13 protein-coding genes are annotated in these 11,877 nt (G+C 68.8%); 7 read left to right on the top strand and 6 right to left on the bottom strand.

Going from position 1 to position 11,877, the window contains the following annotated elements; genetic code table 11:
- Window positions 1–379: 379 nt before the first annotated feature.
- Both SPR02S_RS47860 and SPR02S_RS47855 read left to right on the top strand, forming a co-directional pair.
- Complete coding sequence (locus SPR02S_RS47860) at window positions 380–961, top strand: YdeI/OmpD-associated family protein (protein ID WP_019064178.1); 582 nt, start codon at window positions 380–382, stop codon at window positions 959–961.
- Between the two features lie 126 nt (window positions 962–1,087).
- Entirely contained in the window at window positions 1,088–2,038 is a 951-nt protein-coding gene (locus SPR02S_RS47855; protein ID WP_026151553.1) for an alpha/beta fold hydrolase, read from the top strand.
- 44 nt (window positions 2,039–2,082) lie between these two features.
- Here the strand turns inward: SPR02S_RS47855 and SPR02S_RS65900 are convergent, their stop codons facing one another.
- The 3 genes from SPR02S_RS65900 to SPR02S_RS47840 form a co-directional block, all read right to left on the bottom strand.
- Entirely contained in the window at window positions 2,083–2,217 is a 135-nt protein-coding gene (locus SPR02S_RS65900) for a hypothetical protein (protein WP_019064176.1), read from the bottom strand.
- A gap of 29 nt (window positions 2,218–2,246) precedes the next feature.
- Window positions 2,247–2,486 (bottom strand): hypothetical protein, encoded by a 240-nt coding sequence (locus tag SPR02S_RS47845; RefSeq protein ID WP_019064175.1) that lies wholly within the window; start codon window positions 2,484–2,486, stop codon window positions 2,247–2,249.
- Between the two features lie 99 nt (window positions 2,487–2,585).
- Window positions 2,586–3,728, bottom strand: coding sequence for a hemopexin repeat-containing protein (locus tag SPR02S_RS47840; RefSeq protein ID WP_019064174.1), 1,143 nt, complete (start codon window positions 3,726–3,728; stop codon window positions 2,586–2,588).
- A 184-nt stretch (window positions 3,729–3,912) separates the two neighbouring features.
- Between SPR02S_RS47840 and SPR02S_RS59685 the strand changes: the two genes are divergently transcribed.
- The gene (locus SPR02S_RS59685) at window positions 3,913–4,179 is read left to right on the top strand and encodes a hypothetical protein (RefSeq protein ID WP_245607754.1); all 267 of its coding nucleotides are present in this window, start codon (window positions 3,913–3,915) and stop codon (window positions 4,177–4,179) included.
- Window positions 4,180–4,242: 63 nt separating this feature from the next.
- Here SPR02S_RS59685 and SPR02S_RS47830 read toward each other — a convergent pair whose 3' ends face one another.
- Window positions 4,243–4,836, bottom strand: coding sequence for an NADPH-dependent FMN reductase (locus SPR02S_RS47830; RefSeq protein ID WP_019064172.1), 594 nt, complete (start codon window positions 4,834–4,836; stop codon window positions 4,243–4,245).
- Window positions 4,837–5,122: 286 nt separating this feature from the next.
- On the opposite strand from SPR02S_RS47830, the gene SPR02S_RS47825 reads away from it, so the two are divergent.
- On the top strand, window positions 5,123–5,641 hold the full coding sequence (locus SPR02S_RS47825; protein ID WP_019064171.1) for a GVDTG sorting domain-containing protein: 519 nt from the start codon (window positions 5,123–5,125) through the stop codon (window positions 5,639–5,641).
- A gap of 118 nt (window positions 5,642–5,759) precedes the next feature.
- Window positions 5,760–6,404, top strand: a complete 645-nt coding sequence (locus SPR02S_RS47820; protein ID WP_019064170.1) for a class F sortase — start codon at window positions 5,760–5,762, stop codon at window positions 6,402–6,404.
- A gap of 38 nt (window positions 6,405–6,442) precedes the next feature.
- Here the strand turns inward: SPR02S_RS47820 and SPR02S_RS47815 are convergent, their stop codons facing one another.
- Entirely contained in the window at window positions 6,443–7,225 is a 783-nt protein-coding gene (locus tag SPR02S_RS47815; protein WP_026151552.1) for a sulfite exporter TauE/SafE family protein, read from the bottom strand.
- A 258-nt stretch (window positions 7,226–7,483) separates the two neighbouring features.
- Here SPR02S_RS47815 and nirB point away from each other — a divergent pair, with 258 nt between their 5' ends.
- Both nirB and nirD read left to right on the top strand, forming a co-directional pair.
- On the top strand, window positions 7,484–10,108 hold the full coding sequence (gene nirB, locus SPR02S_RS47810; protein WP_026151551.1) for a nitrite reductase large subunit NirB: 2,625 nt from the start codon (window positions 7,484–7,486) through the stop codon (window positions 10,106–10,108).
- Window positions 10,105–10,455, top strand: coding sequence for a nitrite reductase small subunit NirD (nirD, locus tag SPR02S_RS47805; RefSeq protein ID WP_019064167.1), 351 nt, complete (start codon window positions 10,105–10,107; stop codon window positions 10,453–10,455). The genes nirB and nirD overlap by 4 nt, the downstream gene beginning before the upstream one ends.
- A gap of 51 nt (window positions 10,456–10,506) precedes the next feature.
- On the opposite strand, the gene SPR02S_RS47800 is transcribed toward nirD, so the two are convergent.
- Window positions 10,507–11,823 carry an MFS transporter gene (locus SPR02S_RS47800; protein WP_019064166.1) on the bottom strand — a complete coding sequence of 439 codons (1,317 nt, stop codon included), beginning with the start codon at window positions 11,821–11,823 and terminating at the stop codon, window positions 10,507–10,509.
- Between the last annotated feature and the right edge of the window lie 54 nt (window positions 11,824–11,877).

Raw genomic sequence — 11,877 nt, 5'->3', positions numbered from 1 at the left:
GGAGTCGGAGTGCGCTCCAACGCAAATACGTCTCGGTCCGGAATTCGGAATGCTGGAGGCCCGGGATAAGAAGTCTTCATGGGCCGACGCTGCGGCGATCACCCGATCTGGCGCCCAGTTCGACCGACCACACCCATCGACCGGTATATCGACCGGTATGCGGAAGCCTTCTCAGAGACAGGAGCGGCAGCGGGGTGACCCTACCGCCCAACGGTCACCAGTCCACCGATCCCAAGCCGGCTCAAGGAGTTCATCAACTCGACGGGTGACCTGAGGCAAGCAGGGGCGAAGCTCGCCAAGTAGTGAACCGGTCAGGTCGCCTGAGCGGGTCGCTCGAGTAGGTCACCATCTGTCCTATATGGCCTCTAGTCTGCGGGTTGTGCAGAACCACGAGGACGGCGTCTCGATCCTTGTCCCCGCGAGCCCGGCCGAGCTGGAGGCGTGGCTCGAAGAGCATCACGGGGAGAAGGCCGCGCTCTGGGTGAAGATCGCCAAGAGGCATACCGGCATCTCGTCGCTCACCTGGGAAGAGATGGTCGACACGGTGCTCTGCTTTGGCTGGATCGACGGTCAGCGGCGAGGCTTCGACGACTCGTACTTTCTGCAGCGCACGACACCCCGCCGCCCCCGCTCCGCCTGGTCGCAGGTGAACGTCGACAAGGCCGAGGCCCTGATCACGGCAGGCCGGATGCGCCCCCGCGGCCTGGCCGAGGTCGAGGCGGCGCGGGCGGACGGCCGCTGGGAGACGGCATACGCCTCGCAGAAGAACGCCACCGCACCACCGGATCTCGTCGAAGCCCTCGACGCGAACCCCGCAGCGCGGGTGTTCTACGACACGCTCGGCAAGTCCGACCAGTTCGCCCTGTACCTCGGTCTGGTCACCGCCCGCACCGAGAAGACGCGGCTGGCCCGCTTGGAGCGGATGGTGGCGTCGATGGCAAGGTCCGAGCGGCCATCATGATCGACCGCTCGGTCAACGCGCAGATCAAGGGCGTCAGGGCCCTCGAAGGCTTATAGGGAGCCCCAAGAAGGCGCTGCGGGAAATTCACCCAAGCCCAATCACCCCGAAAGGCAATAAGGAAACACGATGACCAATTCTGGCGATTTCCCCAAGCCCACCCTTGTTCCGGTCAACGGCGTGGAACTCGAAGTCTTCGAAGCAGGACGAGAAAACAAGGGAAAGCCCATTGTGCTCTGCCACGGCTGGCCTGAGCACGCGTACTCCTGGCGTCATCTGATGCCCGTCCTCGCCGAAGCCGGCTACCACGTCATCGCACCGAACCAGCGGGGTTACGGCAACTCGTCCCGCCCGGCCGAAGTGACCGACTACGACATCGAGCGCCTGTCGGGCGACCTCGTCGCGCTCCTCGACCACTACGGATACGAAGACGCCACCTTCGTCGGCCATGACTGGGGTGCGTTCGTCGTCTGGGGACTGACCCTGCTGCACCCCAACCGTGTGAACAAGGTGATCAACCTGTCCTTGCCTTACCAGGTGCGCGGTGAAACGCCGTGGATCGAGGTCATGGAACAGTTCCTCGGCGGCGACTTCTACTTCGTCCACTTCAATCGACAGCCGGGCGTCGCGGACGCCGTGTTCGATGCGAACACAAGCCGGTTTCTCCGCAGCCTCTACCGGAAGAACGTTCCCCCGGCGCCCCCTGAGCCGGGCATGGCGTTTATCAACCTCGCCCTGGCGGAAGCACCGCTCGGTGAGCCTGTCATGAGCGACAGCGACCTGGCCGTCTACATCTCCGGGTTCGAAACGTCGGGATTCACGGGCGGCATCAACTGGTACCGGAACCTCGACCGCAACTGGCACCAGCTGGCGGACGTGGACCCGATCATCCAGCAGCCCGCCCTCATGATCTACGGCGACCGGGACCCCTTCGGCCCGAGGTCCGAAACCCTGACAGAGTTCGTGCCCAACGTGGAAGTTGTCGGCCTGGACTGCGGGCACTGGATCCAGGAGGAAATGCCTGAGCAAACAAACCAGCTGATCACCAAATGGCTGGAGCAGCAGGATGCCATCATCTGAGAAGGCCTCCGCCCAAAGGGCAAGTTCATCGCCCGGCTGACGTGTTAGGCCTCGCCTGCCAGGTCGGTCGTCTCCAGGTACACCTCGGCCAGTACCTGCAACTCCGAGCCCTCCGCGGCGACTTGCTCGCCCGGGTGCAGGCGGCCCGCCAGGTCGTCCGGGCGACCTGGGATCGTCACCGTGCGCGCCGACTGCTCCCCCGCCGACGTCAGCCATCCCCCGGCGAGTTGTACGCCTGCTGGAGCAGGAGCTTGTCCTCCGCCGCGGTGGCGCCGGTGCCGATGCCCTGCGCGGCGAACGCGAAGTCCGCCTCCTGGTACGGCAGTCCGGGCATGCACCAGGTGATGAAGCTGGACTTGGCCGGCGGGACGCTGCCGTCGCCGCCGGTGAGCACGTTGTACATCTGGTCGCGGAACGTCCGCCCCAGATCCCCCAGTTGGTATCCCATGACCCCGTCCTGCCCGGGTCATATGACACGCATACGGCAACTTGCGACCCTTCACCCGGATAAGTGAGCCTCGCGCGAGTGAGGCGACTTCGACGAGGCTCAGGCTGCGGCCTCGATGTTCCGCATGACGGAGGCCAGGGAGTCGTAGTAGTTCGTCGCGGTCGCGTACCCCGCGTCCGCGACCGCCCGCGCGAAGGCGTACGGGTCGTCGGTGTGCTCGAACGCGGGGGCGTAACGGGCGTTGTTCCGCAGGTGGTTGCCGTGGGCCGTGAAGGACTCCTCGGGGGTCGCGTACACCCGGAACCAGTCCCGGACGACGTACAGGTACTTGCCGTCGGGGCGCCGGGTCACGGAGATGACCTCCGGGAACTGCACGTCGGGGCGGTCCAACACCTCCTGGGTCCTGAGGAGTTGGCGGGTCTCCGGTGGGTCGGTCGCCTTCGATTTGATGCCGAAGAAGTTGTTGCCGGGGGCTGCCGCGCCCCAGCCGGACTCCAACGCCGCCTGGCCGAGCGTGACCAGCGCTGGGACTCCGGTCGCCGTTTCGCCGGCGGTGGCGAACTCGCCGTAGGAGAGCCGGAATTGGGACGCCTTGGACGAGCCGCCGCCCCCGGTCGGTGGGGCCGTGGCCGCGTTCGACCAGATCGCGTCGTAGGGGCCGGTCAGGCCGGGCCACTGGTCGGCGGTGGTGAGCGGGTAGCCGTCCTCCTGTTTCTTGGTGTGCCAGTCGATGGCCACGTACTCGGTGCCCTTGAAGAGGTACGCGCGTCCGTTGCCGGGGTTGAGTGCGCCGTCGATGCCCTCGCCGATCCAGTCGGCGGTGACGCCCGTCCAGCCGTCGGCGATCGGCTTGGGGTAACCGGGGTCCTGGCGGTCGGCGGCGATGTCGTAGCGGACGTACTGCGGGCCGGAGAAGAAGTAGAGCTTTCCGTCGGACCAGTTCATGACCGCGTCGACGGTGTCGAAGGAGAGACCGGTCCAGTTCTCGCGGGTGGTGAGCGGGTAGCCGTCGTCGACGGTCTGGGTGGCGAACGGGATGCGGACGTACTCCGTGCCCCGGAAGACGTACAGGTGGGCCTGGCCCAGGTCGACCGCCGCGTCGACGCCCTCCTCCCAGCCGGACGGCAACCCGCTCCAGGCCGCGCCGAGTTGCCAGTCCTGGGCCGGGTCGGCCGCGTCCGCGTCGATGTCGTACGTGGACACGGTGGCCCCGACGGTGAAGTACGCCCTGTCCACACTCATGCCGGGATGCATGCTCCGGCGGTGCGGTTCTTATGGCGTGACACGGGGTCCCGTTCGAGTGAATCAAGGGGTGATCCACGTGGCGTCAGCGAGGTGGCATGCCGTTTCCAGTGATCGTTTAGGCGTTGATCGGCCCGACGCGCCCGGTTTCCGGCGCGTCATCCAGAGATCTTTGGGAGTAGTCATGCGTATGCGCTCTGCCCTGACCACGTCCGTCCTCGCCGTCGGCATCCTGCTCGGTGGCGCCGGTGCCGCCCTCGCCCACGACAACGGCCCGTTCCCCCACGACGACGGCGCGCTCGTCCAGGGCACCGGTTCCCAGGGCTCCGGGCACGTCGACAACACGATGTTCGCCGGTGTCATCGACCACGTCGGCCCCGTCTACTCCTCGACCACCAAGACGGACCACGACTGGGACCGTGGCACGTTCGAGGGCATCTTCGGTTTCTGACACCACCCCGTGATGGTGTGAAGGGGGCGGCCGACCTTTGTCGGCCGCCCCCTTCTCGTTGCGTCAGATCAATGGCCGTACATCGCGTGCCTCCCTCAACGCCCGTCCCCACCACACCAGTTGGTCCAGCATCGCCTTCGCCGCCGCGTCCGGGGCCGTGGGGTCCTTGAGGCGGCCGTCGTCGTCGAAGGACGCGCCCGCGTTGTGGAAGGAGACGGTGTCGCGGACCGTCATGGCGTGGAGTTCGGCGAAGACCTGGCGCAGGTGTTCCACCGCGCGCAGGCCGCCCGCGAGGCCTCCGTAGGAGACGAGGGCGACGGGCTTGGCGCGCCACTCGGTGAAGTGCCAGTCGATCAGGTTCTTGAGGCCGGCCGGGTAGGAGTGGTTGTACTCGGGGGTGAGGACGACGAAGGCGTCCGCGGAGGCGAGTTTCGGGGTGATGGCGGCGAGTGCGGTCGTCGCCTCCGGGGTCGGGGCGAGGGTCGTGGGCAGGTGGCCGGTATCGGCCACGTCGACGACCTGCAGGGTGAGGTCGGGGTGGTCGCGGACGTGGGTGAGGAGCCAGTCGGCGACGACCGGGCCGAAGCGGCCGTGGCGGTTGCTGCCGATGACGACGGTCACGGTCAGGGGGTGTGCGGGAGTGGTCTCGGTGTCCATGCCGGTCAGCCTGTTACCTCAACCATTCTTGAGGTCAAGTCACCCATTCCTGAGGTCGGGCCTGACCGGTCGTCACCCGTTCACCCGCGCGGCGTGCGCTCTTCGGGTACTCGTTCGGGGCGGGGCCGCCGTACCCCTATGACCTGCTGAAACAGCAAGCTGACGGGCCGCCGCGGCCGCTTCCTGACACCCATTCACCACACTTCTGACGCACGTTCAGGAAGCGGGCTCGGCCCGGTGCCACTTTCCTCGGAAGGGCAGCCAACCACAGCTCGGAGGAGCACCGATGCGTCGTACCGCCCGTCTGCTGACCGGCACCGCGCTCGTCGTCGCCGCCGCGGGTCTCGCGACCGCGCCGGCGTACGGCGGCGAGAGCGCCGGCCTGGAGGTGTTCCCGTCGAACGCCGTGCCGGGCGGCGACGTCACGGTGAACACGGCGGCGTGCGGCGACGACGGTACGGCCGCCGGTGATGCCAGCGCGGTGGGCGCCGGCACGTTCACGCTGGCGCCGAGTGCGCACGAGGGCGATGCGATCGGGCAGTTCAAGGTGCCGCCGAGTGCGCAGCCGGGGACGTACGAGATCGTCGCGAAGTGCGCGGACGGCAAGCAGGTCAGCGGCGATCTGATGGTGACGCTGGCCTCGATGCGGCAGCAGGTGCAGCCGCGCGGAAGTGTGAAGACGGGGGTCGGTGGCGCCTTGGGCCCCGACCCCGTGCAGACCGCGGCCGGTGTGGCGGCTCTCGCCGTCGCCGCCGCGGGCGGTACCTGGCTCCTGCATCGCCGGGCGAGAGGCGACAGGTTCTGACGGACACCCTCCGCTGTCCGTCCGCCGGTACCGCAAGTCCCCTCCCCCTCCGGGTCCGACGCCCCTCGTGACCCGGAGGGGGGCGCGGGGCCAGTTACTGGAGAGGGGTTGATTCCTCATGCGCCGTCGTAGCTACGGCAACACCGCGACCGGGGCCAACACCGCGATAGGGGTCGTGACCGTGGTCGCCCTGTGCGCGGGCGCGTGGCTGTTGACCAGCGGTTCCGGTACGAACGCGCCGCCGCAGCCGTCCGCCGCCGAGGCGCGGCCCGATCCGGTCGCCGGGCGCACCGCGGCGCGTGCGCTGCCGCCGTCGCCGCCGGACCGCATCCGTATCCCGGCCATCCATGTGAACGCCCCGCTGATGGGCCTCAAGCTGACGAGCACCGGCAGCCTGGACGTGCCCCCGGCCGCGAAGAAGAACCTCGCCGGTTGGTACGAGGCCGGGACGACCCCCGGTGAGAGCGGTACGGCGATCGTCGCGGGGCATGTCGACAACGCGGATGGCCCCGCCGTCTTCTATGACCTCGGCGCCCTGAAGAAGGGCAACGCGATTGAACTGGACCGGTTGGACGGGAGCGTCGCGCTGTTCACGGTGGACGCGGTCGAGGTGTATCAGGCGAGCAGGTTTCCCGATCAGAAGGTGTACGGGGCTGCGCGGCGGCCCGAGCTGAGGGTGATCACGTGTGGGGGCGGGTATTCGCGGGCGACGGGGTATCAGGGGAATGTGGTGGTGTTCGCGCACTTGAGTGGTAGCCGGTAAGGCCAACTAACCTGCGGGTGCTGAGCGTTGGGCTGCCTTCATGCCAGCCACTGCTGGTACGCCAGGTTCGCCACCAGCCCGAACACCACCGTCAGCAGGACGACCCGTACGAAACCGCTGCCCTGCTTCAGTGCCGTGTGCGCGCCCAGCATGCCGCCCGCGAGGTTGAACACCGCCATCAGCGCCGCGAGTTGCCACAGGACGGTGCCCTGCCAGGCGAACATCGCCAGGGCGCCCGCGTTGGTGCAGCAGTTGACGATCTTCGCGGTGGCCGAGGCGGTCACCAGGTCGAGGTGGAGCACGGCGGTGAGCGCGAGGACCAGGAACGTACCCGTGCCGGGGCCGACGAGCCCGTCGTAGAAACCGATGCCCAGGCCCGCGAGGCCGATCGCCGCGAGGATCTGGCGGCGGGTGGCCGGGCCGGGGGTGGGTGCCGTGCCGAAGGCCGGGCGGAGGATGACGAAGGTGGCGACCGCGAGCAGCACGACCATGATCACCGGCTTGAGTACGTCGGTGCTCATGCCGGCCGCGAAGAAGGCGCCGGCGGAGCTGCCCGCCAGCGCCGCGAGGCCGATGCGTACGGTGAGGCCGACGTTCACGGGCGCCTTGCGGGCGTACGTCACCGCCGCGCCGGACGTTCCGACGATCGCTACGGCCTTGTTGGTGCCGAGTGCGGTGGCGGCCGGGGTGCCGGCGGGCAGGCCGAGCAGGAGTACCGGGAGCAGGAGGAGTCCGCCGCCGCCCACCACGGCGTCGATCCAACCGGCCGCGAGGGCGGTGAGACAGAGGACGGCGACCATGGTCAGCGGTATGTCGGGCATGATCATGACCTTATGGACGGGGTGCGTGTGCCGTCCATGTATTTGAGGGGGTGGTGAGCTTCGGTGAGCTTCAGCGGCCGGTTTCGAGGGTTCGGTTCGGTTGACCCCACCGACCCGGGGTCGTCCCGGCCTCACACCCCTCCCCCGGCGCGCACCCCGAACCCTCACACCCCCCGCGCGCTCCCGCTGAGGGCAGCGTTCCTCGCGGGAAACAGGTGGGATGCGGTCGGGTAACACCGGCGTCGCAGGCTCCTGGGCATGACCTCGAATCCGCGTGGGGTGCCCACCGTGCCCACCATCGTGCTCGTCGGCCACGGCATGGTCGGTCAGCGCTTCCTCGAAGCGCTCGCCGAGCGCGGCCTGACCGCCACGCACCGTGTGGTCGTGCTGTGCGAGGAACCGCGTCCGGCCTACGACCGCGTCCAGCTCACCTCGTACTTCTCGGGCCGCACACCCGAGGAACTCTCGCTCACGGACGCGGAGTTCATCAGCGACCACGGGATCGAGCTGTACGTCGGCGATCCGGCCGAGACCATCGATCGCGCGGCGAGGACCGTAACCGCCCGCTCCGGTCTGACCGTTGAGTACGACACGCTCGTCCTCGCCACCGGCTCGTATCCGTTCGTGCCGCCCGTTCCGGGCAAGGACTCCGACGGCTGTTTCGTCTACCGCACGATCGAGGATCTGCTCGCGATCGAGGCGTACGCCAGGTCGCGGGCGACGACGGGTGCCGTGGTCGGTGGTGGGCTGCTCGGTCTTGAGGCCGCCGGTGCGCTCAAGGGGCTCGGACTGGCCACGCACATCGTGGAGTTCGCGCCTCGGTTGATGCCGGTGCAGGTCGACGAGGGCGGGGGCGCGGCCCTGCTGCGCACCATCGAGGGCATGGGCCTGACCGTCCACACGGGCACCGGTACGCAGGAGATCCTCGCCGACGCGGACGGCGCCGTCACCGGCATGAAGCTGTCCGACGGTTCCCAACTCGCCACGGACATCGTGGTGTTCAGCGCCGGTGTCCGCCCCCGCGACCAACTCGCCCGCGACTGCGGTCTGTCGGTCGGTGAGCGCGGTGGCATCGCGGTCGACGAGCAGTGCCGTACGGTCGCCGACCCGCACGTGTTCGCGATCGGCGAGTGCGCGCTGGCTGCGGACGGCCGGGTGTACGGGTTGGTGGCGCCCGGTTACGAGCAGGCGGAGACCGCCGCCGCGACCATCGCGCGGGACGAATCCGCCTTCACCGGCGCCGACTTGTCGACCAAGCTGAAGCTGCTCGGCGTGGACGTGGCGTCCTTCGGCGACGCGCACGGTGCCACCGCGGACTGTCTCGACGTCGTCTACTCCGACGCGCGGGCGGGGACGTACAAGAAGCTGGTGATCGGGCGGGGCGGCGAGTTGCTCGGCGGGATCCTGGTCGGTGACGCGGACGCGTACGGCACGCTGCGCGCGTTCACCGGGTCCGTACCGCCCGTCTCCCCCGAGCAGTTGGTGCTCCCGGCCGGTTCCGGGGGCGCCGTCCAGCTCGGGCCGTCCGCGCTGCCCGACGCCGCGGTCATCTGCTCGTGCCACAACGTCAGCAAGGGCGCGATCCGCGATGCGGTCACCGACCACTCCTGCACGAGCGTGCCCGAGGTGAAGAAGTGCACCAAGGCCGGTACGGGCTGCGGGAGTTGCGTCAAGGTGCTCGGCCAGCTGGTCACCGCCGAGCTGGAGGCGAACGGCGTCGAGGTCGACAAGGGCCTGTGCGGCTGCTTCGCGCAGACCCGCGAGGAGTTGTACGAGATCGCCCTCGCGCTGCGGATCAACTCCTACCAGGAGATGCTGGATCGCTACGGCCGTGCGGGCGCCCGGGGCAGCGACGGCTGCGAGATCTGCAAGCCGACGGTCGCCTCGATCATCGCGTCCCTCGCCCCGACGATCGGCGCGAGCGGCTATGTCCTCGACGGCGAACAGGCGGCGCTCCAGGACAGCAACGACCACTTCCTCGCCAACTTGCAGAAGAACGGCTCCTATTCGGTCGTACCGCGCATCCCCGGCGGCGAGATCACCCCCGAGAAACTCATCGTGATCGGCGAGGTGGCCCGGGACTTCGGCCTCTACACGAAGATCACCGGCGGCCAGCGCATCGACCTCTTCGGCGCCCGCGTGGAACAACTCCCGCTGATCTGGGCCCGGTTGGTGGACGCCGGATTCGAGTCCGGGCACGCGTACGGAAAGGCCCTGCGCACCGTCAAGTCCTGTGTGGGGCAGACCTGGTGCCGCTACGGCGTCCAGGACTCGGTGCGGATGGCGATCGACCTGGAGCTGCGCTACCGGGGGCTCAGGTCGCCGCACAAGCTCAAGTCGGCGGTGTCCGGCTGCGCCCGCGAATGCGCCGAGGCCCAGTCGAAGGACTTCGGGATCATCGCCACCGCCGGCGGCTGGAACCTCTACGTCGGCGGCAACGGCGGCGCGACCCCACGCCACGCGGACCTGCTCGCGAAGGACCTCTCCGATGCCGAACTGGTGCGCCTCATCGACCGGTTCCTCATGTTCTACATCCGTACGGCCGACCGGCTGGAGCGCACGAGCGTGTGGCTGGAGCGGATTCCGGGCGGCCTGGACCACGTGCGGGACGTGGTCGTGGCGGACTCGCTCGGTATCTGCGGGGAGCTGGAGTCGCTGATGGCCGCGCATGTCGCCGGGTACCGCGACGAGTGGGCCACGACCATCAACGACCCTGAAAAACTCGCCCGGTTCGTGTCCTTCGTGAACGCCCCCGACACCCCGGACCCGGTGGTCGGCTTCGTCCCCGAGCGCGATCAGATCAAGCCCGACCTGCCGCTGCTGACCATCGGCATGCGGCCGCAGCAGCCCGCAGACGTCCTGGAAGGAAGCGCCCAGCGATGACCCTGGCTCCCGAGACGACCGACCTGAAGGTCCAACTCCGGCTCACCGACGGCTGGTTCACGGTCTGCGACATCAACCGGCTCACCCCCGGCCGCGGAGTGGCGGCCCTGCTGCCCGACGGCAGCCAGGTCGCCCTCTTCCGCGACCGCTCCGGCACCCTCTACGGCATCGACAACCGCGACCCGTTCAGCGGCGCCGCGGTCCTCTCCCGCGGCCTGACCGGCACCCACCAGGGCCGCCCGTTCGTCGCGTCGCCGCTGCTCAAGCAGCGGTTCGACCTGGTCTCCGGGGAGTGCCTGGACGACGCGTCGGTGCGGGTGGCGACGTACGAGGTGCGGGCAGGGTGACAACGTAGGAGAGGTGGTCGAGCTCGGTGACGTGCGAACCGCTTCTCCCCCTTACTGAATGCGATGGGTACGCAGCGCGGTCGTCAGGGCCGCGGTGCTCAACACGGCCGTGAACAACAGGTAGTAGCCCGGCGCCACCGGCGAACCGGTCGCCTCGATCAGGGCCGCGGCGATCGTCGGGGTGAAGCCGCCGAAGAGCGCGACCGTCGTGTTGTAGCTGAAGGACAGGCCCGTCGCGCGGGCCCGGGCCGGGAAGATGTCGGCCATCACCGACGGCAGCGTGCCGAAGTACACCGCCTTGAGCAGGGCGAGGACGGTGGTGCACACCGCGAAGGTGAGGAAGGACGGCGAGGCGTTGAGCCACAGGAAGAGCGGGACGACGCTCACGCCGATCAGCACCGCGGCCGGGATCATGATGCGCAGCCGGCCGTGGCGGTCGCCCAGCAGCCCCACGAGCGGAGTGACGAAGGTCAGGACGGCCCCGGCGATGAACAGCGCGGCGAACGACAGCGAGGCGTCCAGGCCCAGTTGGCCGATGCCGTACGTCGGCAGGTACTGGAGCATGAAGTTCAGCGCCGTCGAGACGATCAGCGCGCCGCCGGCGATCAGCAGCCCGCTCCAGTGGTGCCGGAAGACCGACACGATCGGGGAGGGCTTCGGGGCGTCCGACTCCAACTCCGTTGCCAAGGCCGGGGATTCGTCCATGTAGCGGCGTACGAAATAGCCCACCGGACCGATCAGCAGACCGAACGCGAACGGTATGCGCCAGCCCCACGACGTCATCTGGGCGTCGGACAGCACAGCCGTGAGAACCGCCGCGAAGCCTGCCGCCATGAGGGTGGACAGACCCTGACTGGCGAACTGGAAACTGCCGAGGAAACTCTTGCGCCGCTCGTCCTGCTCGACCAGGAAGGACGTGGCCGCCCCGAACTCGCCCCCGGCGGCGAACCCTTGGATCAATCGCGCGAGCACGATCCCCAGGGTCGACGCGATCCCGAGGGTCGAGTATCCGGGCATCACGGCGAGCAGCAGCGTGCCGAGCACCATCAGCCGGATCGACAACACCAGTGCTTTCTTACGGCCGTTGCGGTCCGCGTACGCCCCGAGCAGCAGCCCGCCGAGCGGCCGGATCAGGTACGTCACGCCGAACACGGCGTAGGCCTGCACCAGTTGGACGCCCGGGTTGCCGCCGGGGAAGAACGTGCGGCCGATGTAGGACGCCATCAGTGCGTACAGGGCGAGGTCGAAGAATTCGAGCGCGTTGCCGATGCCGGCCACCGCGATGGCACGTCGTGCGGTGGGGCGGCTGGGGCCTCGGGTGTCGTCGGGGAGGGTGGACTGGATGGGCTGGGGGGACGGAGCGGTCATCGGGGGTCCTTCCGGCGGGAGTTGGGGAGGGTGTGCCGGACGGGGCGCGGGTGC

It is taken from the genome of Streptomyces prunicolor NBRC 13075 (genome assembly GCF_000367365.1).
Lineage (GTDB): Bacteria > Actinomycetota > Actinomycetes > Streptomycetales > Streptomycetaceae > Streptomyces > Streptomyces prunicolor.
Note: the sequence above shows the minus strand (reverse complement) of the source record. Positions and strands in the feature narration are given on the sequence as shown.

Bases quoted from the DNA above. Each gene is read 5' to 3' on its own strand.
- SPR02S_RS47855 (WP_026151553.1), top strand. From the start codon at position 1,088: ATGACCAATTCTGGCGATTTCCCCAAGCCCACCCTTGTTCCGGTCAAC.
- SPR02S_RS47815 (WP_026151552.1), bottom strand. From the start codon at position 7,225: ATGCCCGACATACCGCTGACCATGGTCGCCGTCCTCTGTCTCACCGCC.
- SPR02S_RS47845 (WP_019064175.1), bottom strand. From the start codon at position 2,486: ATGGGATACCAACTGGGGGATCTGGGGCGGACGTTCCGCGACCAGATG.
- nirB (WP_026151551.1), top strand. From the start codon at position 7,484: ATGACCTCGAATCCGCGTGGGGTGCCCACCGTGCCCACCATCGTGCTC.
- SPR02S_RS47830 (WP_019064172.1), bottom strand. From the start codon at position 4,836: ATGGACACCGAGACCACTCCCGCACACCCCCTGACCGTGACCGTCGTC.
- SPR02S_RS47820 (WP_019064170.1), top strand. From the start codon at position 5,760: ATGCGCCGTCGTAGCTACGGCAACACCGCGACCGGGGCCAACACCGCG.
- SPR02S_RS47825 (WP_019064171.1), top strand. From the start codon at position 5,123: ATGCGTCGTACCGCCCGTCTGCTGACCGGCACCGCGCTCGTCGTCGCC.
- SPR02S_RS59685 (WP_245607754.1), top strand. From the start codon at position 3,913: ATGCGTATGCGCTCTGCCCTGACCACGTCCGTCCTCGCCGTCGGCATC.
- SPR02S_RS47840 (WP_019064174.1), bottom strand. From the start codon at position 3,728: ATGAGTGTGGACAGGGCGTACTTCACCGTCGGGGCCACCGTGTCCACG.
- SPR02S_RS47800 (WP_019064166.1), bottom strand. From the start codon at position 11,823: ATGACCGCTCCGTCCCCCCAGCCCATCCAGTCCACCCTCCCCGACGAC.
- nirD (WP_019064167.1), top strand. From the start codon at position 10,105: ATGACCCTGGCTCCCGAGACGACCGACCTGAAGGTCCAACTCCGGCTC.